Origin of the sequence: Kitasatospora humi, assembly GCF_020907985.1 — a bacterium.
GTDB classification, from domain to species: Bacteria; Actinomycetota; Actinomycetes; order Streptomycetales; family Streptomycetaceae; genus Kitasatospora; species Kitasatospora humi.
Window position 1 is genome coordinate 157,933 of record NZ_JAJJPA010000009.1, and the last position, 26,099, is coordinate 184,031.

A 26,099-nucleotide genomic window follows, 5' to 3' on the forward strand; every position below is an offset into this window, starting at 1 on the left:
GCGGCCGATGACCCGAGCGTCAGTGACAACCGGACCAGGGGGCGAGGAGGCGCTGCGCCGGCTGCTGGCCGGTCTGACGGCCGTGCGCGACGGCGACCTGTCGGTCCGACTGCCGGAGAGCGCCCAGGGGCTGCTGGGCGAGATCGACCAGGTCTTCAACGGCATGGTGGAGCAGCTGGCGCTGCTCGCGGCGGAGGTGACCCGGGTCTCCCGCGAGGTCGGCACCGAGGGCCGGCTCGGCGGCCAGGCCGAGCTGCCCGGTGTGCGCGGGGCCTGGGCGGAGCTGGCCCGCGGGGTGAACGCGATGGCCGGCCGCCTCACCGACCAGGTGCGGAACATCGCCCAGGTCACCACCGCCGTCGCGGAGGGCGATCTGTCGCAGAAGATCACGGTGGACGCGCGCGGCGAGATCCTGGAGCTCAAGGAGACCATCAACACGATGGTCGACACCCTGTCGGCGTTCGCCGACGAGGTGACCCGGGTGGCCCGGGAGGTCGGCAGTGACGGGATCCTGGGTGGTCAGGCGACGGTGCGCGGTGTCTCGGGCACTTGGAAGGACCTCACGGACAACGTCAATGTGATGGCGTCCAATCTGACCGGTCAGGTGCGGTCGATCGCCCAGGTGGCCACCGCGGTGGCCAAGGGCGACCTCTCCCAGAAGATCACCGTCGAGGCGAAGGGCGAGGTCGCGGCGCTCGCCGAGGTGATCAACACCATGGTCGACACCCTGTCGGCGTTCGCCGACGAGGTGACCCGGGTGGCGCGCGAAGTCGGCACCGAGGGCAACCTGGGTGGTCAGGCGACGGTGCGCGGTGTCTCGGGCACCTGGAAGGACCTCACCGACAACGTCAACTTCATGGCGCACAACCTGACCAGCCAGGTCCGCAACATCGCCCAGGTGACCACCGCCGTCGCGCACGGCGACCTGACCCGCAAGATCGACGTGGACGCGCGCGGTGAGATCCTGGAGCTCAAGACCACCATCAACACGATGGTCGACACCTTGTCGGCGTTCGCCGGAGAGGTGACCCGGGTGGCCCGGGAGGTCGGCAGCCAGGGCCGACTCGGCGGCCAGGCCGAGGTCGAGGGCGTCTGGGGCACCTGGAAGCGGCTCACCGAGAACGTCAACGAGCTCGCCGGCAACCTCACCCGGCAGGTCCGCGCGATCGCCGAAGTGACCAGCGCGGTCGCCGAAGGCGATCTGACCCGCTCGATCACCGTGGAGGCCCCCGGGGAGGTCGGCGAGCTCAAGGACAACATCAACGCCATGGTCGAGTCGCTGCGCCGCACCACCCGGGACAACCTCGAACAGGACTGGCTCAAGACCAACCTGGCCCGGCTCTCCGACCTGGGCCACGGGCAGCGCGACCTCGGTCAGGTCGCCGACCTGCTGCTGGCCGAGCTGGCGCCACTGGTCGATGCCCAGTACGGGGTGTTCTACCTGGCCGGGGAGAGCGCCGACGGCCCCGAGCTGTCGGCCGTCGCCGGCTACGGCATCGAACCGGGCGACCTGGCCCGCAGCTTCCGGCTCGGCGAATCGCTGGTCGGCCAAGTCGGCCGCGACCGGCGCACGATGCTGGTCCGCTCGGTGCCGCCCGGGTACGCCACGGTGCGCTCCGGCACCGGCGCGGCCGAGGTCAGCGAGCTGATCCTGCTGCCCGTCCTGATGGAGGACCAGCTGCTCGCGGTGCTCGAACTCGCCTCCTTCCAGCCGTTCAGCGCCCTCCACCGGGACCTGCTCGACCGGTTCACCGCCGCCGTCGGCGCCAACATCAGCTCGCTGCTGGCCAACGCCCGCACCGACGAGCTGCTCCAGGAGGCCCAGCGCCTGACCGACGAAATGCGCGCGCAGTCCCAGGAGTTGCGCTCCAGGCAGCAGGAGCTCCAGGCATCAAATGCCGAACTGGCCGACAAGGCTGAGCAGTTGGCCCAGCGCAACCGCGACATCGAAGCCAAGAACCTGGAGATCGAGCAGGCCCGGCAGGAACTGGAGGACCGGGCCCAGCAGTTGTCACGCACCTCGATGTACAAGTCCGAATTCCTCGCCAACATGAGCCATGAGCTGCGCACCCCGCTCAACAGTCTGCTGATCCTGGCCCAGTTGCTGGCGCAGAACGCCGACGAGAACCTGACCCCCAAGCAGGTCGAGTACGCCGGTGTGATCCACTCCGCCGGCTCGGACCTGCTCCAGCTGATCAACGACATCCTGGACCTCTCCAAGGTCGAGGCGGGCAAGCTGGAGATCTCCCCGGCGAGTTTCCCGCTGCACCAGCTGCTGGAGTACGTGGAGTTGACGTTCCGCCCGCAGACCGAGCAGAAGGGCCTGCGGTTCACCGTCCGCACCGCACCCGACGCGCCGAGGACCCTGGTCACCGACGAGGCCCGGCTGCGCCAGGTGCTGCGCAACCTGCTCTCCAACGCGGTGAAGTTCACCGAGACCGGCCGGGTGGAGCTGACCGTCGAGCGGGCGAAGGCCCAAGAGCTGCCGCCGGTCCTCGCCGGGGCGTCCGACGCGCTGGCCTTCCGGATCGAGGACACCGGCATCGGCATCGCCGAGGAGAACCTGGACACCATCTTCGACGCCTTCCGGCAGGCCGACTCGGCCACCGACCGACGCTACGGCGGCACCGGACTCGGGCTGTCGATCAGCCGGGAACTCGCCGGGCTCCTCGGCGGCGCGATCAGCGTGGTGAGCCGACCCGGCCAGGGCAGCCGCTTCACGCTCTACCTGCCCGCCGGAGCCGAACCCGAGGCCCGGCCGACGGCGGCCCCCCGACCCGCGACCCATCGATCGGTGCACGGTGACGACTCGCTCGCCGAGCGGGTCGTGCTGGTCGTCGACGACGACGTGCGCAACGTCTTCGCCCTCGCCGGCGCCCTGGAACAGGCCGGCATGCAGGTCCTGCAGGCCGACAACGGCAACTCCGGCATCGACCTGCTGCGCCGGCGCGAGGACGTCGACCTGGTCCTGATGGACCTGATGATGCCTGAACTCGACGGCTACGGCGCGATCGCCGCCATCCGCGAGCTGCCCGACTACCGGCAGCTGCCCATCATCGCGCTGACCGCCAAGGCGATGCCCGGCGACCGTGCCAAGAGCCTCGCGGCCGGCGCCGACGACCACATCACCAAGCCGGTGGACACCGACGAGCTGCTCGACCGCATCCGCTACTGGCTTGGCCGCCACTGACCGGACGGGAGACGCCATGCAGCCACGAGGCAACACCGGTCCGCAGCCCCTGCTGACGCCGACCCGGTGGCAGCGGGACGGCACCGGAGTGCCCTCCTGCGCCGGGGACTTCGACCAGGACGGCGCCGACGGGCCGCATCGGGCACTCGCCGACACCCCGGCCGACGGTCCGCGCCTCGTCCCGGTCGACCTGGCCGGGATCGACCCCGGCGGCTCCGCCGGTGTGCACGTGCTGCTCCGGACCCGGCAGGGCGCCGAAGCCGCCGGGGCCGGCCCGGAACCGTCCGCACCCGGCGACCGGGCTGCCCGGCTGTTCGAGCTGACCGGCGCGGCCACCGCCTTCACCACCCACCCCGCCCAGCACGACGCCCTCGGGCCCGGCGGCTGACCGGAAGCCGTGGCCATGTCCGACACCCGCCGCCTCCCGCTGGCCCAGCCGATCGCCGGCACGGTCGGCCGCTGCCGCGAGTTCGCCGTGGCGGTGCTGACCGACTGGTGCTGGCTGCCGGCCGCGGACGAGCGGGGCCGACTGGCCGCCCAGGACGTGCTGCTGGTGGTCTCCGAACTGGTCACCAACGCCTGCCTGCACGCCGGCGGACCGGTCGAACTGGTCATGCGGCGCCGACCCGGCCAGATCACGGTCGAGGTCACCGACCGCAGCCCGGACCCGCCGGTGCTCCGGCCCCCCGATGACCGGGCCCAGCCCGGCGGCCACGGCCTGCGGGTGGTCACGATCGTCAGCCTGGACTGGGGGACGCGGCCGTCCGGCGGCGGCAAGACCGTCTGGGCGCGGGTAGGCGCGGGCTGAGGGCGCGCTCAGAGGATCCGGATCACCACCAGACTGGTGTCGTCCTCGGTGTCCCCGGTGCTGCGGGCCAGCAGCCGATCGGCCTGCTCGGCGACGTCCGCGGGATCCAGGGCCTGCACGGCGTCGCGCAATTCGGTGAGACTGCCCCCCAGGTCGGTGTCCCGGCGCTCGATCAGACCGTCGGTGTAGAGGAACAGGGTGTCCTGCGCACGCAGCGGGGTGACGGTCTCGTGGTAGGTGCTCTCCGGGAGCGCACCCAGCAGGATGTTGTGGGTCGGCTCCAGCATCACCGCCGTGCCGCCCCGCAGCAGCACCGGCGGCAGGTGGCCGGCACTCGCCCAGACCAGGCTCCGCCGAGCGGGATCGTAGACGGCGCAGACACCGGTCGCGGTCGGCTGGCCGGACGTGTTCAGGGCGACCTCGTTGAGCCAGCCCAGCAGGCGGGCCGGCGGTTCCCCGGTCAGCGCCAGTCCGCGCAGTGCGTTGCGCAGCGCCACCATGCCCGTCGCCGCCTCGATGCCGTGCCCGGCCACGTCACCGACCGCCATCATCACCGGGCCGCCGGGCAGCGGCAGCACGTCGTACCAGTCGCCACCCACCCGGTACTCCTGACCTGCCGGGCGGTACCGGGCGGCGACCTGCAGACCCGGTAGCTTGCGCAGGTCGGGCACCTCGGGCACGATCGCCTGCTGCAACTGCAGGGCCAACCGGTGGCGCACCGCCGACTGCTCGCGCACGGTGGTGAGTTGGTCGAAGGTCGCCTCCAAGGCCACCTCGGTGCGGTGCTGGGCGGAGACGTCCTGGAAGATCCCGGCGATGCCGGTCAGCGCGCCATCGGTCAGCACGGGCTCGGCGATGATCCGCACCTGGCGCAGGCCGCCCTCCGGTCGTCGCACCCGTACCACCAGCGTCACGTTCTCCTGGCGGTTCATCAGCCTGCGCACCGCACCGGCGAGTGCCCGGGCGTCCTCCGGTTCGAAGAGCGGGCCCAGGTCGGCCAGCGGGCGCGGCGGCGCGTCCAGTGCGAGTCCCAGCAGTTCGAAGGTGTGCTCGGTCCAACGGCTGGTGCCGGCCGCCACGTCGTCCTCGAAGGCACCCAGTCCGGCCAGCCCGCCGACCACCCGCAGCGCCGAGGAGCTGTGGTCCAGGCCGCCCGGGTGCCACAGCACCGCGGTCCGCTCCTGTTCCACCGGCAGCACCCGGACGTTGGTCAGGGTGCCCGGCTCCCCGGGCCGCCGCCCAGCCGGCAACTGCGCCTCGATCTGCACGGCCTGGGTCTCCTGGGCCCGCGCGATGAGCTCGCGGAGCAGCGGTGCCGCGTACGGCAGCAGCTGACCCAGCGGGCGGGGGACCGATCCGAGCAGCCCGGTGCCGGCTCGCCGGGCGGCCTGGTTGGCGTGCTCTACCAGCGGCTCACCGTCCCCCGAGGGGCTGTGCACCAGCAGCGCCGGGTTGGCCAGCACGTCCAGCAAGGAGGTCAGCACCGGGAGCGACAGCGGCCCGCAGGAGCGGTAGTCCGGGCGGCGCTGCGCCGCGCTCAGCACCCGTCGGGCCACCTGGCTCAGCATGAGCACCTCGTGCCGCAGGTCTTCGGCCAACTCGGTCGGCTGCGGCCAGCAGACCAGCATCACGCCGAGCGGTCCCTGGTCCCCGCGCAACGGCAGCACGGCCCGCGCGGCCGCCTCCGACGGCCCGGGCAGTCGGTCCGGGGCCGTCGGGCCCCGCGGCAGCCACAGCGGCCGCCCCTCGGCATGCACCCGGCGCAGCGGACCCGGCCAGAGCGGCGGGATCCACCGCCAGTGCGTGCGCTCCAGCGCGCCGAGCCCGGCGCCACCCACCAGCTCCAGGCAGTCGCCGGCGCTCCGCCGCCAGAGCAGCACGCCGCAGGCCCCCAGCGGGCCCAGGGCTTCGCTCAGCAGGGTCTCGGCCACCTCGTCCAGACTCTCCCGGGCGCCGGCCAGTTCGCCCGTGCGCCGCACCCGGCGCGAAGCGCCGACCGGCTCGGCGGCGGTGGCGACGGCCGGTGACGGGCCGACCGCCTGGTTGAGCAGGTCGGCTGCGAAGTCCTCGGGGCGCTGGCCGGTGTCCTCGGCGAGCGACACCAGCCGCTCGGCGGCGTCGGCCGGTTCCAGCGCGTAGCGATCGACCAGCACGCCGGCAGCCAGACTCAGCAGGTGCTGCCGGGCCAGCTCCTCGCGCAACCTCGCCACCTCGTCCGCCAGTTGGGCGACGCTGTGCGCCGCGTCGGCGACCGGTGGCTGTGCGCGCCGAGTGGCGGGCCGTTCACCGTCCATGGCGCTCTCCGATACCGGGCTCGACCGGCATCGCCGGACCTCGCGTCCAGCGTGGTGCACCGGCCGAATTGGTCACCTCCAGCCTCGTCGCTACCAGGCCTGGTCGCAACGCTCGCAGCCGGAAGCACTCGCGGCCGGATTGCCCGGCACGAAGCGGTGGGCCGGCGCCACAACGTGGCCGGCCCACCGCACTGCGTGGTCAGTGGTGCCCTCACCGCATGATCAGTGGTGCACCGGTCGGTGCCAGCTGTTCCACCGCCACCATGTGCTGGTGCCCTTCGCGGTTCCGGCCCGGTCGGTTCCGGCCTGGCCCGGGGTCGGGTTGTCCTCTGCGGGATCGTTCAACCCCCTTGTGGCGACGGGCTCCTGTCGGGGCGCCGGTTCGGTGCGACTGGGCGTGGGTTCGGTGCGACTGGGCGCCGGTTCGGTGCGAGTGGTTCCCGCCTCCCTGACGACCAGCCGGGCCGCCTGTACCTCGGTGCGCCGGCGGCGGGCCCGGACCAGCCCGACGCCGAGCAGGACGGCGCTGATGACCAGGATCAGCGCGAGCGCCATGCCCGACAGGAACATGGCCAGCGGGCTCATGGTGGCGATGTCATGGCCGACGACCGTCACGGTCGCGGACGGGCCGGTGTTCAGATTGCCGGCGATCACCAGGCCGGTGAAGGCGCCGGTGGCGGCCAGTAGCAGCAGTCCTAGCAACAACATCAGAGAATCTCCGTCCGGTCGGATGTCCGTCGCATCACCGGTTCCGGACCGGTCGGCGGCGGTTTCGGCGGCTCGGGCACCGGCGCTGGCGGTGCCGGCGGCACCGGATCCGGCTCGACCGGCTTCGGTGGCGGTGGCGGTGGCGGTGGCGGCGGCGGGTCCGGCGCGGGAACGGGCCCGGGTTCGGGCACCGGCACCGGCGGCACCGGGTCGGTCGGCGCCGAGGCGGTGGCGACGACGGTCCTGGGCACGGCTACCGCCCCAGGGCGTCGGCGAGTTGCTTCTTGTTCATCTTCGAGCGGCCCTTGACGCCGCGGTGCTTGGCCTCGTTGTAGAGCTGGTCGAACGTGGGGCCCTCGGCGCCGCTGTGCGACCGCTGGCCACCGCGCCGGCCGGACGACATGTCCTTGACCGAGGTCCGGCTCGCGGACTCGGACTCGCCGTGCCGCGCCCGTTCCTTGTTGACGGTGCGGGCGGCGATCTCCTTGGCCCGTTTCTCGCTCTCGCCGCGATCGAGCGCGCTCTCCTTGATGTGCTCGTACTGCCGTTCCCGTTTGGCATTCGATCCGCGGGGCATGACGCGCCTCCTCTCACGCGGGCGTCCGTCTCGTTCCTGCGCCGCGTCTACCCGGCCCGCGCGGCGCCAACCGCCCCGATGCCCGGCCCCGATGCCCGGCCCCGGGGCGCCCCTCAGGACAGGAACGCCGTCACCGTGGCCGTGAAGGCCCCGGCGTCGTCCAGCCACGGATAGTGCCCCGCACCCGGCTGGACGACCGTGACGCCGTTCGCACACAGCTCGGCCACTCGGGCCACCACGCCGGGCGGGGTGGCCAGGTCGAGTTCCCCGGCAAGCACCAGGACGGGCGCCGGCAGCGCGGCGAGGCCCGCCCGGGTGGCCTCCGGATCCAGGTCGCCCTCGCAGCCGAAGACCTGCGCCGCCCGCTCGTTCCACTGCGACGCCTGGGCGGCCCGGTGCGCCTGCGTCTGCGCGTCCCACCGGCCGTAGGTGAGCGGTGCGAGGGCCTGCCAGTCGTCCTCGGTGGCGGTTCCGGTCGCGACCGCGTCGAAGGCCGCCGACGCCGCCTCGAACCACGGTTCGCCCGCGCGCAGCGGCAGCAGCTCCCGTCGGTCCGCGACGGTGACGACCACTCCGGCAGCGTCGGTGCCCGGGGTGATCAGCAGCAGCCGCCCGATCCGCTGCGGGTGGCGCTCGGCGTAGCGCATCGCGAGGTTGGCGGCGGCGGAGTGGGCGAGCAGGTCGAGGGTGTCCAGACCCAAGTGGACGCGCAGCCCCTCCACGTCCGCGACCAGCCGGTCGCACCGGTAGGAGGCCGGATCGTCGGGCGTCGCCGAACGGCCGGTGCCCCGCAGGTCCAGCAGGACCAGCCGGCGGAACGCCGAGAGACCGCCGAGGTCGCCCAGGTAGGCGGCGTCCCGGAACGGCCCGCCGGCCAGGCACACCAGCGGCGCGCCCCTGCCGACGGTGCGGTAGGCGAGTTCGGTGCCGTCGGGCGCTTTGAAAAAAGGCATTGGTTTCCCTTGTGACAGAAGCAGTCTGACGGGCTGTCAGTCCTCTGCCAGGGCGGCGGCCTCGGCCTGCGGACTGATCCCCAGCACCGGGCGGTCCGGACGCTGCGGCGCGACACCGCCCAGCCCGCGCAGCCACGTCCAGGTGTCGGCCACGGTCTCGACGACCGGTCGGCAACGCAGCCCGGCCCGGTGCGCCTTGGCCGTCTCCAGGCTGTTGAGGAAGTCGTGCAGCTCGCCGGGCGGTGTCCAGATCGGCAGCTGGGACCACGGCTCGATGCCGGCGGCCAGGATCCGCTCGGGAGCCGTCCAGCGCAGCTCGGCGTCCGAGCCGGTGGCGGCCACGCAGGCGTCGAGCAACTCGCCCATGGTCGTGTGGCCCGGCCGGCTCACCGTGTTGTACGGACCGGACAGGCCGTCCGCCGCGGCGTCCAGCGCCCAGCTCGCGAGGTCGCGGGCGTCGATGTACTGCAACGTCAGCTCGCGCGGGCCGGGTGCCAGCACCGGTCCGCCACGGGCGATCCGGCCGAGCCACCAGGTCAGCCGGCCGATGTCCTCGCCCGGCCCGAGGATCAGCCCGGCGCGCAGCAGCAGCGAACGATCCGCGCCGAACGCGCCGGTGGCGGCCAGCTCCCCGCCGCGCTTGGCGTACGGGTAGGCCACGTCGCCGTCGTCCGGCGACCCCGGCTCCAGCGCGCCGTCCTCGGCGGCGGCGTGGTCGATCGGATCGGCGTAGACCGAGGCGCTGGAGACGTAGACGTACCGCCCGGCCCGGTCGGCCAGCAGGCGGGCCGAGTCGCGCACCACCGAGGGCGCGGCCGACCAGGTGTCCACCACCACGTCCCACTCGCCGTCACCGAGCGCGGCCAGCCCGTCGGGTGCGGTCCGGTCACCGCGGAGCACGGTCGCCCCGGTCGGGGGGCGGTTGGTGCCGCGGTGCAGCATCGTCACGCGCCAGCCGCGCGCCAGGGCGTCGTCGACAACGGCACGGCCGACGAAACCAGAACCACCAAGCATCAGAAGTCGCATGCCCGTCACTGTCCAGCGGCGCCGCGATCAAGTCCAGTCGACTCCGCCGTGAGCGGAACCGCCGAGGCCGATATCGCTGACGGAGGAATCCGCCGACCGCCCGTCACGCGCACCGGGCCGGCTCGTGGCATGTTGAGCAACTCGGGTTGACTAACGCAATTAGTCAACTAGAGTTGCTTACATGCCCGGCCCTGAGAACTCCGCTGAGAACCCCGCCCTCCAAGAGCCCGCCGACGCCCTGGCGGCCGTCGCCGCGTTGCGGCGTCTCGCCGACCAACTGGAGGACGCCGCAGTCGAGCAGGCCATGCGGGCGGGTTGGAGCTGGCCGCAGGTCGCCGAAGCACTCGGAGTGACGCGGCAGGCCGTCCACAAGAAGCACGCCAAGCGGCTGATCGCCGCCGGGGTCACATTGAGGAGGCGCGGCGATGACCGCGATTGACACCTATCTGCACGCGATCGTCGTGCGGGCGGTGCGGGAGGCCCGCGAGGACGCCTCGGCCACGGTCGAGGCCCAGCACCTGCTGCTGGGGATCGCCGACGAACCGGAGGCGACCGTCCGGGAGGTGCTGACGTCCGCCGGGCTCGACCACCGGGCGCTCCGGGAGGCCCTAGGCCGCGAGTTCGAGCACAGCCTGCAGACCGTCGGGGTGTCGGCGGCCGCACACCGCCTGCCGCGGCCCAGCCCCGCCTGCGAGCAGCCCAAGTTGGGCGCCAGCGCCAAACTCGCGATGGAACGCGGCTTCGCATCGGTCAGCCGCAAGCGGGACCTGCGGCCCGCCCACCTGCTGCTCGGGGTCCTGCAGGCACAGCTGGGCACCGTGCCACGAGCGCTGGCGCTGGCCGGAGTCGACCAGGCCGCGCTGCTGGCGCAGCTGCGGCAAGAGCTCGAAACCACCCGCGACGGAGGAGTCGCGCGAGCACGAGGAGCCGCCGGATGAGGAACGGCACGACCGGGACGATCCAGCGGATGCTCGACCGAGCCGTCTCGACAGGGGGCCTGCCCGGCATCCTGGTGGAGATCCACGACGCCGACCGGCAGTGGTTCGCGACGGCAGGCGTGGCCGACACCACGACCGGCCGCCGGCGCACACCGCGGGACCGGTTCAGGATCGGCAGCATCACCAAGACCTTCGTGGCCACCGTGCTGCTGCAGCTGGCGGCCGAAGGCCGAGTCGACCCGGACGACACCGTGGAGCGTTGGCTGCCCGGCACGGCACCCGCGGTGACCGTGCGGATGCTGCTCAACCACACCAGCGGGATCTTCAACTACACCGACGACCTCGTGGCACTGAACAGCCATGAGACCCATACGCCCGAATCCCTGGTGCAGATCGCGAGCGCACACCCGCCGGCCTTCGCACCGGGCGCCGACTGGGCGTACTCCAACACCAACTACGTGCTCGTCGGAAAGCTGGTGGAGCGGATCGGCGGCCGAGCGCTCGCCGACGAGATCGCCGAGCGGATCACCCGCCCACTCGGCCTCACCGGCACCTGCTTGCCCCGCGGCAGCGACCCCGCCATCCGGGGACCGCACTCCCGGCACTACACCAAGCTGTTCCAGACCGGCCCCGCCGCGCCCGTGCACGACGCGACCGAGCTCGACCCGTCGGTGTTCTGGGCGGCCGGCGGCATGATCTCCACCGCCGCCGACCTCAACCGGTTCTTCGCCGCACTGCTGGGAGGCCGCCTGCTGCCGGCGGAACAGCTACGCGCCATGGCCGGCACGCGGCCGACCCACGGGTGGCTTCCGCACACCTCCTACGGCCTCGGGCTCTCCCGCCTGACACTGTCCAGCGGCACCACGCTCTGGGGCATGGGCGGTGCGCTCCTCGGATCGTGGTCCTACAGCTACGGCAGCCGTGACGGCACGCGCCGGCTCACCGTCAACGCCAACGGCGACTGGACGGACGGCGGTTGGGACGACCCGATCGGCATCTTCACGGAACTGCTGGAGATCTGGGCCGGCTGACCGGCCATCAGCCGCCCTCGGAACCGGCCTTCAGGCTCTCGCGAGCGCGTCGAGGGTCTCGGCGACGGTGGGCTGCGCACGCATCTCGGCCGCGACCCGCCGGGCCGCCGCCCGGTAGGACGGGTCGGTGAGCACCGCTTCGATGGCCGACCGCAGACGGGGCACGTCAGCGGGGCCGGGCAGGCCCATGGTGTCCGCCGCGCCCCCGGTCGGTGCCACCGCGACACCCGCACCGGCCTGCTCGACCAGGCGGGCGTTGGTGGGCTGGTCGGCGAAGAGCGGCACGACCACCAGCGGGACCCCGGCCGCGAGGGCCCCGAAGGTGGTGCCCGCACCGCCGTGGCAGACCACCGCCGACGCGTTGGCGAAGACCTCCGGAGCCGAAACCCACTCCTCGACCCGGACGTTGTCCGGTACCGGCCCGAGCCGGGACAGATCGGTGGCCCGACCGCCCGAGAGCAGCACCCGCGCCGGCAGCCCGGCCACCGCTCGGAGCGCCACCCGGCAGGCCGCGGGCCCGGCCGGCAACCCTCCCGAGACCGTACCGAAGGTGACGTACACCAATGGGCCGCCGGCTCCGTGCAACCAGTCGGGCATCGACACCGAGCCGGCAGGAGCGGCGGCCTCGCGGAAGCGAACCGTGGTGCTGTACGGGGAGGGGTCGAGCGAGGCCGGAAAGCGCGACAGGTACGGCGTCGCGAGCAGCCGGTCCACCAACGTGCCGTCGTACGGCACGAGCGCGGGGGCGGCCAGGTCCAGTGAGTAGGCCTCGATCTGCGCGGGGGAGGTGCCGACCTGGGCGTGGGGGATGCCGAGCCGCTCGGCGACCACCGCCGAGGCGTACTCGCACGGATCGTGCAGGATCAGGTCCGGCCGCCAGTCCCGGCAGGCCTCCTCCAGCGCCGGCAGCAGCGCGGCGGTGCACAGCCTCCCGAAGTACTCCCGGTTGACCAGCACCGCCGCCTCGGTCCGTGATGCCTCCGGCAGGCGGTCGGTTATCGCGGCCGTCGCCACCGGGTCCGGGTTCGCCGCCCAGTCGGAACGGCAGCCCGCGCTCGGTCAGGGTCTGCTCCAAGCCGGGTGGCACGACGACGAGCACCTCGTCCCCGCGTGCCGTACAAGCGTCGATGAACGGCAGCAGCGGAGTGAAGTGGCCCAGGCCGGCGGGCGAGGCGAAGAGTACGCGCATTCGTCCGAGCCTATGCAACGGCGACACCCGGTGGCGGGGAATTCCGACCACCGGCTGGGCGGTGCAACGTCGTTGTGCGGTCCGCGTCCGATCGTTCACCGAAAGCATCCTGACCCGTCGCCATTGACCTGCCCTCATCAGGTCTGGTTTGCTCGTGCCTGCCGGCGGCGGACTCAGCAGGCACTCGGCCGGCCCTGCCCCCCACCAGGGCCGAGCCCTGCCGCCGGCCACTTCAGCATCCCCCGCCCCCGGGACGCGAGCGCCCGCACCCGTGTGGTCCTTCCCTCCCTGCTCGTGTGAGCGGGGCGGCACCGCCTGACCGAGGCCCGAGCACCTGACGGGGCGGCCCGGGGCCCGCGGACGGGCGGGTCGGGCACCGAGCGGCTTATCCTGGCCAAGGGACCGAGATCTCCGGCGGTGGTACCGGCTCGCCGGACCGGGGCGTCGTCCGCTGCCCTGAGCGCTGAGGTGGGATATGGCTGCCAGCGGTTCCTCCCGGCAAGACCCGGACCCGCAGGGCGATGCCTACGCGGTCGTCGACCCGGCCGGCCGGTTGCTGCACTGGAGCCCCGGCGCCGAACGGCTGCTCGGCCACCCGGCTGCCGCGGTCCTCGGCACCGCGGCCAGGGACCTGCTCGGCGCCCACGCCGACCCCACCCGGCTCGACTCCGACCGGCCCGGCTACCTGGGCACCGCCGCGCTGCGCCACCGCGACGGCAGCACGGTCGAGGCCGCGCTCTGGGCCACCCCACTGAGCGACGGCTGGCTGCTCCAGGCCGCCCCCGGCGACGCGGTGCGCCGCGCCCAGCTCGACCGCGCCCTGCTCGACGGACTGTTCACCGAATCACCCGTCGCCATCGGTGTCTTCGACACCGACCGGCGCTTCCTGGCCCTGAACAAGGCCGGTCGACGGGCCGGCGGCTTCACCGACGTCGAGGGCCGGACGCTCCGCGAGGTCGCACCGCCCGGTCTGCTGGACCTGGACGCCTTCGAGGAGCGGCAGCGAGCCGTCCTCGACAGCGGTGAGCCGCTCGTGCGGGTCCAGGTGGAGGGCGCCGCGCCGGCGCCGAGCCGCCGCCCCCTGGTCTGGTCCGAGACGGTCCTCCCACTGCGCGGCGGCAGCGGCGACCTGATCGGTCTGGCCCACGTCCTGGTCGACATCTCCCGCCAGGAGCAGGCCCGGGAACGGCTGCGGCTGGTGAACGAGGCCGGCCTGCGCATCGGCGGCGGCCTGCTCGACGTCCAGCACACCGCCCAGCGCCTGGCCGACTTCGTGGTGCCGGCACTGTGCGACTACGCCCATGTCGACCTGTTCCACCACGCCTTCGGCACCGGCGAACCGGATGCCGACGCCGTCGCCGCCGGACGGCCGCTGCTGCGGGCGGCCACCGCCACCGCCGCCGACTGGTGGCCGGCCCACACCGTGCCGGAGGTGGGGGAGGTGGACCCGTTCGCCTCCGCCCCCGGCGGGCCCGCGATGCGAGCCCTCCTGAGCCGGCGGCCGCTGCGGCTGACCGGCGAGGGGCTGTACTCGGCCGCCGTCGACAGCGGCAGCGTGCGGACCGCGGCCGTGGCGCGCGACCACGTGCACTCCTGGCTGGCCGTGCCGATGTACGTGCGGGACATGCCGTTCGGCGTCGCGGTCTTCGTCCGCTTCAAGGAGCCGCGCAGCCAGGCACGCCGGTTCGACCTGGACGAGGTGGTCACCGCCGAGGAGATCGTCCACCGGGCCGGCATCGCCGTCGACCACGCCCGGAGCTACGTGCGGGAGCGGGGCCGCGCCCTCGAGCTGCAGCGCCGACTGCTGCCCAGCCGGCTACCCGACCTGCTCACCGTCGACGTGGCCTACCGGCACCTGCCGGCCCGCGGTTCCAGCGCGCTCGGCGGTGCCTGGTACGACTTCATCCGGCTCTCCGGCGCCCGGACGGCCCTGGTGGTCGGGGACGCGGCAGGGGACGGTCTGCACGCCGCCGTCTACATGGCCCGCTTCCGGACGGCGACCCGGCTCCTCGCCGACATGGACCTGCCTCCGGAGGAGGTCCTCGCGCGCCTGGACGGGCATGCGAAGCGGGTCATGGTGGACTTCGCCGTCCCCGGCGGCGGCCCCACCGGGACCACCTGCCTGCTCGCCGTCTTCGACCCGATCAAGCACGAGCTCTCGCTCGCCAGCGCGGGCCATCCGCCCCCAGTGGTCCTCAGCGCCGACCAGGGGGCGCGGGTCGTCGACATGCCGATCGGCTCCCCGTTCGGGATGCGCAGCGCGCCGTACGAGAGCGCCACCGTGCCCTGGCGGGAGGGGGACGTGCTGGCCATGAGCACCAGGGGGTTCGCCGACGCGGACGCCGGCGACGGCGACGGCCGCCCGGAGGCGCTGCGCGCCGCGGTGGCCTCGCTCGCCGACCCGCGCCCGGCGCAGGCCGATCTGTCCGCGCTGTGCGACGGCATGATCGACCGGCTCGGCACCAGCGGCATGCGCTGTGACGCCGCGCTGATGGTGGTGCGGCTGCGCCGCCTCGAACCGGAGCGTTACGCCAGCTGGAACCTGGAGAGCGACCCCGAGGAGGTCGGCCGGGCCCGCAGCCTGGTCACCGAGCAACTGCACGCCTGGGGCCTGGCGGACCTCGACTTCAGCACCGAGCTGATGGTCAGCGAGTTGGTCACCAACGCACTGCGGTATGGCAAGCCGCCGATCCGGCTGCGGCTGATCCGCGACCAGGACCTCATCTGCGAGGTCGCCGACCACAGCAGCACCTCACCGCACGTGCGGCACGCGGCCGAGACCGACGAGGGCGGCCGAGGGCTCTACATGGTCGCGCAGCTCGCCGACCTCTGGGGGACTCGCTACCACGACCGCGGCAAGACCATCTGGGCGCGGCAACCGCTGCCCCAGGCAGGGTAGCCGGGGACGGCCCGTCAGCTATCCGAATAGGCGCGCCAGGACCAGACCGGCGGCCCCGAGCGCGACGGCGTCGGGGCCCGCCGGCGCGACCGACACGGCGACCGGCTGCCAGTCCGGGTCCGGCAGCCGGGCGGCCAGCACCCGGCGGACCTCGGCGAGGTAGACCTCCGGCGCGGCCAGCACAGCACGACCGCCCAGCACCACCTCGTCCAGGTCGAGCAACCGCACCAGGTTGGCCACCGCCTCCCCGAGGATCCGCGCCGCCGCCACCGGAGTGGGGGCGGCGGCCCAGAGGGCCTCCACACAGCCGGTGGCGCCGCAACGGCAACGGGGCCCGCCCGGATCCAGCGTCTGGTGGCCGAACTCCCCGGCGTTGGTGCGGGCACCGCGCTGCACGGCGCCGCCGAGCACCAGGCCCGCACCGAGGCCCTGGTCGAGGTGGACGAAGGCGCGGTTCGGCGACCCCAGGGCGCTCAGCACCGCCGCCGTGCTGTCCTTCTCCACCACTGTGGGCAGCTCGAGCCGCCGGGCGACGGCCTCACGCAGCCGCAGCCCCTGCCACGCCGGCGCGCCGGTCACCTGGTGCAGTACGCCGGCATGCTGGTCGAGCGGTCCGGGGGAGGCCACGCCGATGCCGAGCACCCGTTCCCCCGGCAGGTCGGCGAGCAGCAGCCGGACTTGGTCGACCAGCAGGTCCAGCACCCGGTCCGGTCCCCAGCCGGCCAGGTCGATCGGCATCCGGCGACCGGCCGCCATCCGGCCGGTCAGATCGGCGCGCAGCACGGTCAGCGTGTCGCGGCCGAGCTGCGCGCCGACGGCCCAGCGGACGTCGGGCACCAGGCTCAGCAGAGTGCGGGGCTTGCCGCCGGTCGAGGCGCCGCGGCCGGCCTCGGCGATCAAACCGTCCTCGGTGAGCCGCTGCACGATCTTGCTGATCGCCTGAGCGGTCAGCCCGGACGCCCGGGCCAGCTCCACCCGGCTCACCCCACCGGCTCCGGCGGCGCGGACCAGGCTCAGCACGGTGGCGGCGTTGTGGTCGCGGAGCGCGGTCAGGTTCGCCCCGGTGGGAGCGGCGGCCCGGGCCGAGGCGGGACGAGCGGTTCGGTTGCTCCGGTCGGTCGCGGTCCGGTCGGCCGGGTCGGTCCGATCGGCCGGGTCGGTCCGATCGGCCCGGTCGTCGGGGGAGCCGGGGGAGTCGGGGGAGTCGGGGATGGACGCAGCGGTTGGCACTCCTCGATTATGACTTTATCCACGCTGTTGCTTAACTGGGTCCATGGCGAACACCTCCCCGGACAGCAGCGCCTCCACGGCCACGTCGGCCCCGTTGCGGGTCGGCCTGATCGGCTACGGCCTCGCGGGCTCCGTCTTCCACGCGCCCCTGATCAGCACCACGCCCGGCCTTCGGCTGGCCGCGATCGTCACCGCCGATCCCGAGCGGCGGGCCCAGGCCGCCGCCCGCCACCCGCAGGCCCGCCTGCTCGGTGCCGCCGACGAACTGTGGCCGCTCGGACTCGACTTGGTGGTGGTCGCCACGCCCAACCGGACCCACATCCCGCTGGCCACCGCCGCGTTGCACGCGGGCCTGCCCGTCGTGGTCGACAAGCCGCTGGCCGCCACCGCCGCCGAGGGCGCCGCCCTTGCCGCGCTGGCCGAGTCCCGGGGCCTGCTGCTGAGCGTCTTCCAGAACCGGCGCTGGGACGGCGACTTCCGCACGGTCAGCGAACTGGTGCGGGCCGGGCAGCTGGGCCGGGTGCACCGCTTCGAGTCGCGGTTCGAACGGTGGCGCCCCCAGCTCAAGGGCGGCTGGCGCGAGTTGGGTGATCCGACCGAAGTGGGCGGAGTGCTCTACGACTTGGGCAGCCACCTGGTGGACCAGGCGCTCACCCTGTTCGGTCCGGCCGCCCAGGTGTACGCCGAGGTCGACTTGCGCCGGGTGGGCGCGCAGGCCGACGACGACGCGTTCATCGCCCTCACCCACACCGGCGGTACCCGCTCGCACCTCTGGATGAGCGCCGCCGCCGCGCACCTCGGACCGCGCTTCCGGGTGCTCGGCAGCCAGGCCTCCTACACCAGTTGGGGGCTGGACGGCCAGGAGGACGCCCTGCGGGCCGGCCGGACCCCGCTGGACGAGGGCTGGGGCCGGACACCGGCCGAGCGCTACGGCCGCCTGGGCACGGTCGACGACTCGATCAGCCGGCCCACCCTGCCCGGTGCCTACCAGGAGTACTACCAGGGCATCGCCCTGGCCCTGCGCGGCCAGGGCGCCGCACCGGTCGAGCCGCGCGAGGCCGTCGCCGCGCTCGCCGTCCTGGAGGCGGCGCGCCGCTCGGCGGCCGAGGGACGGACGGTGACGCTGTAGCCACGACCGCGACCACGACCACTATCACGACCGACCACGATCACCACCACGACCGACCACGACCACGAGCGGAGCCCGCCCGCCGACGGTGTGCGGGCTCCGGCTCGCGTCACGGCCGGTCAGCTCAACACCCGGCCTTGTAGAAGTACTTGCTGACGTCCGGATCGTTCATGGTGTCCTTGGTGATGGCGACCATGGTGGTGCCGATCTCCTTCTGCACCGGTTGACCGCCGAACGCGGCGGCGAGCTGATCGACCGCCTGGGTGCCGATGGACGCCGGGTCCTGCGCCACCAGCACCTGCAGCGTGCCGGCCTTGAGGGCGGACACTTCGTCGGGCTCGGCGTCGAACGCCGCGACCTTCACCGCCCCCTGCCTGCCGGCCTGCTGCAGCCCGGTGGCGATGCCCTGGCCGGTGTTGGTGTTCCCGGCGAACACACCGCCGAGATCCGGGTGCGCGGCCAGGGTGGACTGGATCTGCGAAGCCGCGGTGGCGGGCAGGTCGTTGTCGTAGAGGGTCGGCAGCATGGTGATGCCGGGGTACTTGGCAGCCATCTCCTCGGTGAAGCCCTTGATCCGGGCATCGGTGGTGGAGATGCCGGGCTTGACGCTGATCACGATCACCGAACCCTTCTGGCCCATCTGTTGGGCCAGCGCGTCGGCGGCCACCTGTCCGCCCTTCTCGTTGTCGGAGGAGATCCGGGTGATGCCGACCGACGGGTCGGTGACCGAGGTGTCCACCAGGGCCACCTTGGTCCCGGCGGACTGGATCTGCTTCAGCGAGGGGGTGAGCGCGCTGGTGTCGACCGGCGAGATCATCAGGCCGTCCGGCCGGGACGCGGCGACCGAGTCGATCAGCGGGCGCTGCACCGAGACGTCCCACTGCGCTGAGCCGTCGGCGGTGAAGTCGAAGCCCTTGGCCTTGGCCTCGGCCTGCGCGGCGCAGGTCATGGTGATGTAGAACGGGTCGCTCTTGACACCGGTGATCAGCGTGATCTTCTTGTGGCCGAAGGCAGTTGACGAACCGCCGCTGGAGGAGCACGCGGCGGTGCCGGCCAGGACCAGGGCGGCCAGACCGGCTGACAGAACCACGCGCTTGCTGTGAGTGCTCGACATCCTGGTGCTCCTTACGACGTGCGGCTGAGTGATCAGCTCGACGTGCGGCCGGTGGTCAGCTGCGCTCCCGGGCGCGGCGGCGCAGCTGGTCGACGTAGACGGCGGCGACCAGCACCACGCCGACCGCCACGTCCTGCCAGTACTGCTGGACCCCGATGACGATCAGCCCGGTGTTGAGCACCGCCGGGATGAAGACACCGATCACCGTGCCCAGCACCGAACCGCGGCCCCCGAACAGGCTGGTGCCGCCGAGCACCACCGCTGTGATGACCTTGAGGTTGTCGGTGGAGTGACCGGCGATCGAGGTGGTCCCGTAGGATGCCAGCCACATCACCGCCCCCAGACCGGCGAGCAGGCCCATCAGCGCGTACACCTTGACCAAGTGCCCGCCGACCCCGATGCCCGCGCGCCGCACGGCAGCCGGGTTGGAGCCGATCGCCAGGGTGTGGGTGCCGAACCGGGTGGTGCCCAGCACCAGGCCGAAGGCCACGGTGACCACGGCCGCCAGGACCACCAGCCACGGAATGCCCAGCACCTTGCCGTAACCGAGGGAGTTCTGCAGGTCCGCGGCCGCGGCGCCGGCCGGATCCTGGCCCCCGGTGGCGAGTTCCGCCAGGCCCAGCGCCGCGCCCAGGCCGCCCAGGGTGACGATGAGCGGCGGAACCTTCCCGGTGGCGACGATCGCCCCCTGCAGCGCTCCCCAGCCGGTGCCGACAGCCAGCGCGATCAGCACGCAGACCGCCACGGTGGCCCAACCCGCCGTCGCACCACCGTGGTGGATGTTGTACTCGGCGGCTGCCACCGCGGCCAGCACCAGCACCGATCCGATCGACAGATCGATGCCCGCGGTGATGACGACGTAGGTCATGCCGACGCCGAGCACCAGGTAGATGGCCGCGTTGACGGCGATCTGGGTCAGGTCGAAGACGGTGAAGAACTTGTCGGGCGCGGCGATGGAGAAGAACACCACCAACGCGACCAGGATCACGAAGGTCCACAGCTCGTTGACACCGGCTGCCCGGCGCAGCCACTGCGGCACCGAATCCGACGTCACGTCGGCAAGCGGACCGGTACCGGCGGTCATCGCGGCTCCTCCGGACTCCAGGCGCTTGCGGGGGCGTCGGCCGGTTGGTCCAGCGAACCGGTCATGGCGCCCACCAACTCCTCGATGGTGGTGTCCGCCGCGGTGAGGGAGGCGACCCGGCGGCCGAGCCGCAGCACCTCGATCCGGTCCGAAACCGACAGCACCTCGGGCATGTTGTGGCTGATCAGCACCACGCAGATGCCGCGGTCGGCGACCCGCCGCACGGTTTCCAGCACCCGGGCGCGCTGCACCACGCCGAGCGCGGCCGTCGGCTCGTCCATGAAGATGACCCGGTTGGCGAACGCCACCGCCCTCGCCACCGCCACCGACTGCCGCTGGCCACCCGACAGACTGGCCACCGGGGCCGTCAAGTCCTTCAGCACCACGCCGAGTTCGGCGAACGCACCGACCGCCTCGCGGCGCATCGCGGCTCTGTCCAGCACGCCGAGACGACCGAGCAGGCCGCTGCGCAGCAGCTCCCGGCCGAGATAGAGATTGGCCGCCGCATCCAGGTCGGGGGCCAACGACAAGTCCTGGTAAACGGTTTCGACGCCCTGCCGCCGCGCATCCTGCGGCCCGCTGAACCGGACCGGCGCACCGGCGAGCAGAACTTCGCCGCCGTCCGGGGCGAGCACCCCCGACAGCACGTTCACCAGTGTGGACTTGCCCGCGCCGTTGTCGCCGATCAACGCGACGACCTCGCCCGGGTGGGCGGTGAAGTCGGCGCCCTGGAGCGCCCGCACATGGCCGAACCGCTTGACCACGCCGCGCGCCTCCAGCAGCGGTTCCCCCGGAGAAACCATGGTGCGCCTTCCCAGTGGCGGCAGTTACCAGATTGCCGATTGTGAAAGCGTGCTGACTCCCTGTCAAGGCATCGCGTACGGGACAGGCCGGTTCGGTCCCAGGAGGTGTCAACTCCCGTTCTGCGTCTCGGGGTCACCCGTCCCGTCCGGATCTGCGGCCAGGGACTCCCGGAAGGTGACGTAGCTCTGCTCGTGGGCTCTGCTCGTGGGCGATGCCGAGGGTGAACTGGCGACGGCGGGCCGGGTGTCGGGCGCGCTCGGGTCGAGGCGGTGGAACCGCTCCTGGTAGTCGTCACGCCATCGCCGGTGCCGCGCCGCCTGGTTCGCGGCTGGCCCACCGACCTGCCCGGTCGCACCCCGGCCGGGGAAGGTCGGTTCGAGCAGAGCGGGACTGCGGTTTCCGGCTCCGGGGCGGTGGGATCGGCGAGCCGGGCCGGCAGGGCCGGCCGCCCGGCCTCGGCCAGACGAACACCGGCGCTCGCTGCCGGCGGGCAAGCCACCGACGGACGATCCCCGCGTCGCTGTCAGCCATGCCCTGCTCCCGGATCCGGCGGGCGACCTCGCCGTCCGGATCCACCGCCCGCTCGACGCGCCTCCTGGTCCGCGCCCCGGCGTGCTGCACTTCCGGCGGCGCTTTCCTCTCGGGCGACCTCGACACCGGCGACGGCAACTGCCGCGACCTGTGCCTGGCCGCCGGGGCGATGGTGGTCTCCGTCGACGACCGGCCGGCTCCCGAGTGCCCCTACCCTGCCGCCTTGGACGGCTGCTACGCCGCGCTCTGCTGGACCGCGCGCCACGCCGACCAACTCGGCGTCGACCTCACCCGGCCGGCTCCCGTGGCCGGCCGCCCGGCCGGCGGCGTGCTCGCCGCCGCCGGGGCCCTCGCCGCCGCCCGGGGCCGCGGCGGGCCGGACCTGGCGTTCCCGGTCCGACCGGTGCCACATGCGCCGGGTCTGACCTGTTCACAGGAGTCCCGGCCCGACCGGTCGCCGCGCCGGTACGGGCGGCCTGTGGAACCGTGGGACGGGGGAGTAGCGCACCCGTCCCGAGAGGAGCGGCCATGTCATCCAAGCGACGTCGCAAGAAGAAGGCCCGCAGCAGGCGCGGGGCCAACCACGGCCGTCGGCCCCAGGGCGGCTGAGCACCGGCGTCCCCGGCCGTGGGCAGGCCCGGCGCACCGGCCCTGCCCACGGCCAAACCTCGGGAAAGATACCCGCCGGGGTATCATTGCCCCTCGGGCCCGATGGTCGGGCCGCCAGAACGGGGCGAACCATGTGCCGACGAGTCCTCTGCCGCACCTGCGGCCGACCCGGCTACGCAGGGTGCGGCATGCACGTCGAACAGGTGCTCGCCGGCGTCCCCAAGGCCGACCGCTGCTCCTGCGCCAAGGACTCCCGCCCCGCGGGCGGCTGGCTCGGCCGGCTCTTCGGCCGGGGCTGACCGGCCCGGCGCCACCGCAGTGCGCCGCTACCGGCTCACCCGATCGCCACCACGCGAGGCCACCCGGGCCCGCAGCGAGTACTGCGCCCACCATGCCCTGGCCATGGGGGCGCGCACGCCTGGCCAGGGCATGGTGGGCGCAGAAGTCTCCGTTCGCGTTCCCGGTGCGCATCGGCACTCGCCTTGCGCGAACGAGGTCCCGTCCCCGACGAGGTCGAGTCATCATCGCGGCGAGCGTGCTGCTCACCGCCCGTACCGGCCAAGGAACTCGGGATCTCCGGGCAGCCGGGCGCCGATGGGGCGCCAGTGCGGAATCCCCGACCGGGTCGCGTTGCCGCCTTCCGATGCCACCGCCTGCTAACGTTTCGTGCTGCTATGAGTGCTCTGGGTAGGCGACTCGGGGTGGCCGTCGTACTGGCCGCGCTGCTGGTGCTGCTCGGCGTCCGGATCGACGACTGCTGCGACACCTGGGTGCCGGCCGCCTCGGCCGACGCCCTGATGCTGACCCGCCAGGCGCCGGCAACGGTTGCCCACTGCGACCCGGTTGCCGCCGCGTCGATCGACTGCTGCAGCAGTGCCGGTGACCACCGCGCCGATCTCGCTGCCGGCCGCACCAGTGCGGCGGCCCCGGCACTCACCCATGCGACGGGCGCCCAAGTGCCCGCCGGCGCCCGGGGATCGCTCAGTCCGCCCGCACAGCCCCTCTCACCCGACGGCACCGGCGGGCGCGCCACCCTCATCGGCATCTGCGTGAGTCGGACCTGACGGCTCCTCGGTTCTTTCAGCGGCGCCGGTCGCGATCGGTCTGACCCCTCCCGGCCCGGTGTTCGCTCCGTCACCCCCCTGCTGCGGCCTCCTGGTTGCGCCGTGCCCGAGTGCGGCCCGCGACCAGGCACGGCGATGCCGCAGCCACGCACCGCAGCCACCTCCACCGTGCCCAGCACGGCATCACCGCCCGGAGTCTCCCTTGAGCCTGCCCACCGCCGTTCCACCTGCCACCGTTCCCTCAGCCGCCCGGCCCGCGTTCCGCGCGGTCCCGCTGACCGAACGCTGCCACCGCGTGTACGCCCGGCGGATCCACGCCTGCATCGGCATCAGCCCGTTCAACGGCTACTTCCATGCCCAGCGGATCGCCGAACTGGCCCACTGGGCGATCGCCGAGTTCGAGCAGGTGCACTTCTTCGTCCCGGACTCGCTGGCCGTTCACACCCTCCAGGCCATCGGCTACCCGCCCGACCGCGCCGCATTCAAGGCGCGCCGGCAGGGCCAGTACGTCCTCAACAAGATCGCAACCGCCCTCGCAGCGCTGGGCGTCCCCGATCCGGCCGAGCGCCTGCTCACCTCGGCGGCGCTGCCGGCCAACCCCCGCTACGCCGCCCTGCACCAGCTGGCGCGGCAACTCATCGCCACCGACCCCGAGTTCCGCGCGGCCTGCCTGGACGCCGGCGCATGGGTCCTGGACCGCCGGCTGCCGCCCGGTACGGCCGCCACACAGGCCCAACTCCTCACCGCCAGCGACTACCTCATCGGCGAGCTGCCCCTGTTCCTGGACACCCCGGGCATCACGGGCGCAGCCCAGTCCGTCTTCTGCTACCACCAGGCGCCCCGCTTCCTGCGCCTCCTCTTCACCCACCGCCTCGCCTGCGCCCCCCAACCCACCCAGGGCTTCCTCCAGGTGCTGCCGGTGGACGCCGCCGGCCCGAACAGTGCCGCCCAGCCGAGCTGACGGCCACTCGGCCCGTGCTAATCTCCGGCCGCTCCGGCGCGTGCCGGGCGGCCGGTGGCGGCCCGGGCCCCCGTCGTCCAGCCGCCGGCCGGACTCCCGATGGACCGACGCCGCTCCACCCGGCGGACCGTGGCCGGCGCCGCGAGCCCGGTTGCCACGAGCAGTGCCCCGACCGCGTACCACCCCGGCCGGCCCCAGTCGATGCACAGCCCGATGAGCAGGCCGGGCCCGACGGCGTCCGCCAGGCCGGCGCCCAGGCCGAAGACGCCGAGGTACTGGCCAGTGGCATGCTCGGGCGCCAACGCGTAGGACAGCTCGAAACCGGCGGCGGAATGCCAGAGCTCGCCGACCGTGTGGACCGTCACTGCCGTCAGCAGGACCGCGGTGGCCGGCCAGGCCGAAGCCCCGGCGGACAGCGGAACCAGCGCGCACGAGCCGAGGAACGCCACGCCCGCACGGCGGTACGCGGCGGCGCCGGCGCTTGGCGTGTCGACGGAACGGCCGGCTCGCACCTGGCAGGCGACCACGAGCACGGTGTTGACGAGCATGGTCACCGAGACCAGTCCGCGCGGGGCGCTGGTGTCCTGGACGAGCCATAGCGGCACGGCGATCGTGAGGATCTTGAACTGCACGGCCATGATGCCGTCGAGGGCGGTGAGCAGCAGGTAGGGCGCGTCGCGGAGCGCGACCCAACGCGGACCGGCGGGAGCGGGCAGCGGACCGACGGACGGCAGCAGCGGCAGCACGGCGGCCGCGGCGGCGATCGAGGCTGCCCCACCCAGGACCAGGAGTCGGTAGGCGGCGAGGGTGCCGACCTGGACGGCCCAACCCGCCAGCAGCGCACCCATGGAGACCCCGACATTGGTGATCGAGCGCAGGTACGCCCGGAACTCCTGCGGCCGCTCACCTCCGTAGCGCCTGATCAGCGGGCCGCGCGCGGCCAACCCGGCCGCCTGCGCGGCGGTGGCCACCGACACGGCCGCCAGGAACGGCCAGAAGCCGTGCACCAGCGTGAAGGCTGCCGTCGCCGATGCCCGCACCACCAGCGTCATGGCATACACGCCCCGGGCGCCGCGCACATCCGCGACCCGGCCGACGGCGACACCCACGACGAGCGAGACGGCTCCGGCAATGCCGAGCCCGAGCCCCACCTGGGCTGCCGGCAGCCGGACGGCCTGCGTGAAGTACAGCACGCCGGCGGTCAGTTGGACGCCGCTGCCGATGGTGTACGCGAGGTTGGAGGCGGCGATGACGCGCTGGGGCCCGGTGCGGGGCAGTAAGTGAGGCATGCACCAAGCTTGTTGCGAATAGCTTGCAATAGCAACCCTACTGCAAGCCTTTCGGGATCTCGGCGGTGCCGGCCTACCTGATGAGCTGAACCGCTGGCGAGCGCCTCACTTCGCCACGGCGGCGCTCCACTCGGCCACGGTGGTCACCTCCGCCATTCGGGGGAACACCTTCGCGGTGAGCACCCGGTGCACCTCGGGGTCGGGGTCCAGGCAGCCGTCGGCCGGCACGGTCAGCTGGAAGTCCAGGTCGGCCGCCTGCTGCAGGGTCGCGTACACCACGCCGCTGGTGGCGATGCCGGTGAGCACCAGGTGATCGATCCCGCCGGACCGGAGCACCACTTCGAGGTCGCTGCCCGTGAAGGCGCTCGCCCGCTTCTTGTTGACCACGACGTCGCCCGGCCGTGCCCCGAGCGCCGGGTGCAGCCGAGTGGTCGGATGGCCCTCGGTGAACATGCCGGACGGTATCGCCGAGAGCGCCTTGTTCCGGCGGTTAAGCTCCTGGTACCCGGGCCGGAACGCGACCATGACGAAGATCGGCGGGATCCCGGCCGTCCGGGCCGCGTCGATCGCCTCGCGCAGCCGCGGCACATAGCCCGGGTCCTTGACGAAGAAGTCCACGATGCCCTGCTGGACATCCATCACGAGCAGCGCTGAACGCGACATCCAGGCCT

General features: G+C 73.2%; 23 protein-coding genes and 1 pseudogene. 12 read left to right on the top strand and 12 right to left on the bottom strand.

The genetic code is table 11. From position 1 onward, the window contains the following. The first annotated feature begins 7 nt into the window (after positions 1–7). The 3 genes from LN042_RS12540 to LN042_RS12550 are packed head-to-tail and all read left to right on the top strand — an operon-like array spanning position 8 to position 3,998. On the top strand, positions 8–3,190 hold the full coding sequence (locus tag LN042_RS12540; protein ID WP_230051229.1) for a HAMP domain-containing protein: 3,183 nt from the start codon (positions 8–10) through the stop codon (positions 3,188–3,190). 16 nt (positions 3,191–3,206) lie between these two features. Further along, a complete protein-coding gene (locus tag LN042_RS12545) occupies positions 3,207–3,578 on the top strand; it encodes an STAS domain-containing protein (protein ID WP_230051230.1) in 372 nt (123 codons plus the stop codon). 15 nt (positions 3,579–3,593) lie between these two features. Then, entirely contained in the window at positions 3,594–3,998 is a 405-nt protein-coding gene (locus LN042_RS12550; protein ID WP_230051231.1) for an ATP-binding protein, read from the top strand. 8 nt (positions 3,999–4,006) lie between these two features. Here LN042_RS12550 and LN042_RS12555 read toward each other — a convergent pair whose 3' ends face one another. The 5 genes from LN042_RS12555 to LN042_RS12575 form a co-directional block, all read right to left on the bottom strand. Beyond that, a complete protein-coding gene (locus LN042_RS12555; protein ID WP_230051232.1) occupies positions 4,007–6,292 on the bottom strand; it encodes a PP2C family protein-serine/threonine phosphatase in 2,286 nt (761 codons plus the stop codon). A 222-nt stretch (positions 6,293–6,514) separates the two neighbouring features. Then, entirely contained in the window at positions 6,515–7,000 is a 486-nt protein-coding gene (locus LN042_RS12560; RefSeq protein ID WP_230051233.1) for a hypothetical protein, read from the bottom strand. Positions 7,001–7,253: 253 nt separating this feature from the next. Next, entirely contained in the window at positions 7,254–7,577 is a 324-nt protein-coding gene (locus LN042_RS12565) for a plasmid stabilization protein (RefSeq protein WP_230051234.1), read from the bottom strand. A gap of 113 nt (positions 7,578–7,690) precedes the next feature. Beyond that, complete coding sequence (locus LN042_RS12570) at positions 7,691–8,530, bottom strand: alpha/beta fold hydrolase (protein WP_230051235.1); 840 nt, start codon at positions 8,528–8,530, stop codon at positions 7,691–7,693. Positions 8,531–8,566: 36 nt separating this feature from the next. After that, on the bottom strand, positions 8,567–9,556 hold the full coding sequence (locus LN042_RS12575) for an NAD-dependent epimerase/dehydratase family protein (RefSeq protein WP_230051236.1): 990 nt from the start codon (positions 9,554–9,556) through the stop codon (positions 8,567–8,569). A 181-nt stretch (positions 9,557–9,737) separates the two neighbouring features. Between LN042_RS12575 and LN042_RS12580 the strand changes: the two genes are divergently transcribed. From LN042_RS12580 to LN042_RS12590, 3 genes are read left to right on the top strand one after another with little or no spacing between them, the layout of a single operon-like run. Continuing rightward, a complete protein-coding gene (locus LN042_RS12580; protein ID WP_230051237.1) occupies positions 9,738–9,995 on the top strand; it encodes a hypothetical protein in 258 nt (85 codons plus the stop codon). Then, a complete protein-coding gene (locus LN042_RS12585) occupies positions 9,982–10,494 on the top strand; it encodes a Clp protease N-terminal domain-containing protein (RefSeq protein ID WP_230051238.1) in 513 nt (170 codons plus the stop codon). The genes LN042_RS12580 and LN042_RS12585 overlap by 14 nt, the downstream gene beginning before the upstream one ends. Further along, complete coding sequence (locus LN042_RS12590; protein WP_230051239.1) at positions 10,491–11,525, top strand: serine hydrolase domain-containing protein; 1,035 nt, start codon at positions 10,491–10,493, stop codon at positions 11,523–11,525. Before LN042_RS12585 ends, LN042_RS12590 begins: the two co-directional genes overlap by 4 nt. 30 nt (positions 11,526–11,555) lie before the next feature. Here LN042_RS12590 and LN042_RS37695 read toward each other — a convergent pair whose 3' ends face one another. Continuing rightward, the gene (locus LN042_RS37695; protein ID WP_230051240.1) at positions 11,556–12,539 is read right to left on the bottom strand and encodes a glycosyltransferase; all 984 of its coding nucleotides are present in this window, start codon (positions 12,537–12,539) and stop codon (positions 11,556–11,558) included. Between the two features lie 650 nt (positions 12,540–13,189). Between LN042_RS37695 and LN042_RS12600 the strand changes: the two genes are divergently transcribed. Next, complete coding sequence (locus LN042_RS12600) at positions 13,190–15,613, top strand: SpoIIE family protein phosphatase (protein ID WP_230051241.1); 2,424 nt, start codon at positions 13,190–13,192, stop codon at positions 15,611–15,613. Between the two features lie 18 nt (positions 15,614–15,631). On the opposite strand, the gene LN042_RS12605 is transcribed toward LN042_RS12600, so the two are convergent. Beyond that, complete coding sequence (locus LN042_RS12605; RefSeq protein WP_230051242.1) at positions 15,632–16,843, bottom strand: ROK family transcriptional regulator; 1,212 nt, start codon at positions 16,841–16,843, stop codon at positions 15,632–15,634. 43 nt (positions 16,844–16,886) lie between these two features. Between LN042_RS12605 and LN042_RS12610 the strand changes: the two genes are divergently transcribed. Further along, positions 16,887–17,972: a Gfo/Idh/MocA family oxidoreductase gene (locus LN042_RS12610; protein WP_230051243.1), complete on the top strand. Its 1,086-nt coding sequence runs from the start codon at positions 16,887–16,889 to the stop codon at positions 17,970–17,972. 124 nt (positions 17,973–18,096) lie between these two features. Here LN042_RS12610 and LN042_RS12615 read toward each other — a convergent pair whose 3' ends face one another. Genes LN042_RS12615 through LN042_RS12625 form a run of 3 tightly spaced genes read right to left on the bottom strand, consistent with a single transcriptional unit; the run spans position 18,097 to position 20,973 of the window. Then, positions 18,097–19,086: an ABC transporter substrate-binding protein gene (locus LN042_RS12615; RefSeq protein WP_230051244.1), complete on the bottom strand. Its 990-nt coding sequence runs from the start codon at positions 19,084–19,086 to the stop codon at positions 18,097–18,099. 55 nt (positions 19,087–19,141) lie between these two features. Beyond that, positions 19,142–20,170 (bottom strand): ABC transporter permease, encoded by a 1,029-nt coding sequence (locus LN042_RS12620; protein WP_230051245.1) that lies wholly within the window; start codon positions 20,168–20,170, stop codon positions 19,142–19,144. Beyond that, a complete protein-coding gene (locus tag LN042_RS12625; protein WP_230051246.1) occupies positions 20,167–20,973 on the bottom strand; it encodes an ATP-binding cassette domain-containing protein in 807 nt (268 codons plus the stop codon). The genes LN042_RS12620 and LN042_RS12625 overlap by 4 nt, the downstream gene beginning before the upstream one ends. Positions 20,974–21,503: 530 nt before the next feature. Between LN042_RS12625 and LN042_RS12630 the strand changes: the two are divergent. The 4 genes and pseudogenes from LN042_RS12630 to LN042_RS12640 form a co-directional block, all read left to right on the top strand. Next, positions 21,504–21,923, top strand: a pseudogene (locus tag LN042_RS12630) (alpha/beta hydrolase fold domain-containing protein); the annotation flags it as partial. Between the two features lie 322 nt (positions 21,924–22,245). Then, positions 22,246–22,413 (top strand): DUF8730 family Cys-rich protein, encoded by a 168-nt coding sequence (locus LN042_RS38285; RefSeq protein WP_504871025.1) that lies wholly within the window; start codon positions 22,246–22,248, stop codon positions 22,411–22,413. A gap of 375 nt (positions 22,414–22,788) precedes the next feature. Further along, positions 22,789–23,178, top strand: a complete 390-nt coding sequence (locus tag LN042_RS12635) for a hypothetical protein (protein ID WP_230051247.1) — start codon at positions 22,789–22,791, stop codon at positions 23,176–23,178. A gap of 202 nt (positions 23,179–23,380) precedes the next feature. Next, on the top strand, positions 23,381–24,139 hold the full coding sequence (locus LN042_RS12640; RefSeq protein ID WP_230051248.1) for a tRNA-dependent cyclodipeptide synthase: 759 nt from the start codon (positions 23,381–23,383) through the stop codon (positions 24,137–24,139). Between the two features lie 17 nt (positions 24,140–24,156). Here LN042_RS12640 and LN042_RS12645 read toward each other — a convergent pair whose 3' ends face one another. Together LN042_RS12645 and LN042_RS12650 are read right to left on the bottom strand one after the other, a co-directional pair. Continuing rightward, positions 24,157–25,428 (bottom strand): MFS transporter, encoded by a 1,272-nt coding sequence (locus tag LN042_RS12645; protein WP_230051249.1) that lies wholly within the window; start codon positions 25,426–25,428, stop codon positions 24,157–24,159. A 105-nt stretch (positions 25,429–25,533) separates the two neighbouring features. Then, complete coding sequence (locus LN042_RS12650; protein WP_230051250.1) at positions 25,534–26,091, bottom strand: cysteine hydrolase family protein; 558 nt, start codon at positions 26,089–26,091, stop codon at positions 25,534–25,536. Positions 26,092–26,099 lie beyond the last annotated feature (8 nt).

Excerpts from the sequence above, each read along its gene's own strand:
- LN042_RS12540 (WP_230051229.1), top strand. The coding sequence starts at position 8 with ATGACCCGAGCGTCAGTGACAACCGGACCAGGGGGCGAGGAGGCGCTG.
- LN042_RS12545 (WP_230051230.1), top strand. The coding sequence starts at position 3,207 with ATGCAGCCACGAGGCAACACCGGTCCGCAGCCCCTGCTGACGCCGACC.
- LN042_RS12550 (WP_230051231.1), top strand. The coding sequence starts at position 3,594 with ATGTCCGACACCCGCCGCCTCCCGCTGGCCCAGCCGATCGCCGGCACG.
- LN042_RS12555 (WP_230051232.1), bottom strand. The coding sequence starts at position 6,292 with ATGGACGGTGAACGGCCCGCCACTCGGCGCGCACAGCCACCGGTCGCC.
- LN042_RS12560 (WP_230051233.1), bottom strand. The coding sequence starts at position 7,000 with ATGTTGTTGCTAGGACTGCTGCTACTGGCCGCCACCGGCGCCTTCACC.
- LN042_RS12565 (WP_230051234.1), bottom strand. The coding sequence starts at position 7,577 with ATGCCCCGCGGATCGAATGCCAAACGGGAACGGCAGTACGAGCACATC.
- LN042_RS12570 (WP_230051235.1), bottom strand. The coding sequence starts at position 8,530 with ATGCCTTTTTTCAAAGCGCCCGACGGCACCGAACTCGCCTACCGCACC.
- LN042_RS12575 (WP_230051236.1), bottom strand. The coding sequence starts at position 9,556 with ATGCGACTTCTGATGCTTGGTGGTTCTGGTTTCGTCGGCCGTGCCGTT.
- LN042_RS12580 (WP_230051237.1), top strand. The coding sequence starts at position 9,738 with ATGCCCGGCCCTGAGAACTCCGCTGAGAACCCCGCCCTCCAAGAGCCC.
- LN042_RS12585 (WP_230051238.1), top strand. The coding sequence starts at position 9,982 with ATGACCGCGATTGACACCTATCTGCACGCGATCGTCGTGCGGGCGGTG.
- LN042_RS12590 (WP_230051239.1), top strand. The coding sequence starts at position 10,491 with ATGAGGAACGGCACGACCGGGACGATCCAGCGGATGCTCGACCGAGCC.
- LN042_RS12600 (WP_230051241.1), top strand. The coding sequence starts at position 13,190 with ATGGCTGCCAGCGGTTCCTCCCGGCAAGACCCGGACCCGCAGGGCGAT.
- LN042_RS12610 (WP_230051243.1), top strand. The coding sequence starts at position 16,887 with ATGGCGAACACCTCCCCGGACAGCAGCGCCTCCACGGCCACGTCGGCC.
- LN042_RS12615 (WP_230051244.1), bottom strand. The coding sequence starts at position 19,086 with ATGTCGAGCACTCACAGCAAGCGCGTGGTTCTGTCAGCCGGTCTGGCC.
- LN042_RS12620 (WP_230051245.1), bottom strand. The coding sequence starts at position 20,170 with ATGACCGCCGGTACCGGTCCGCTTGCCGACGTGACGTCGGATTCGGTG.
- LN042_RS12625 (WP_230051246.1), bottom strand. The coding sequence starts at position 20,973 with ATGGTTTCTCCGGGGGAACCGCTGCTGGAGGCGCGCGGCGTGGTCAAG.
- LN042_RS38285 (WP_504871025.1), top strand. The coding sequence starts at position 22,246 with ATGTGCCGACGAGTCCTCTGCCGCACCTGCGGCCGACCCGGCTACGCA.
- LN042_RS12635 (WP_230051247.1), top strand. The coding sequence starts at position 22,789 with ATGAGTGCTCTGGGTAGGCGACTCGGGGTGGCCGTCGTACTGGCCGCG.
- LN042_RS12645 (WP_230051249.1), bottom strand. The coding sequence starts at position 25,428 with ATGCCTCACTTACTGCCCCGCACCGGGCCCCAGCGCGTCATCGCCGCC.
- LN042_RS12650 (WP_230051250.1), bottom strand. The coding sequence starts at position 26,091 with ATGTCGCGTTCAGCGCTGCTCGTGATGGATGTCCAGCAGGGCATCGTG.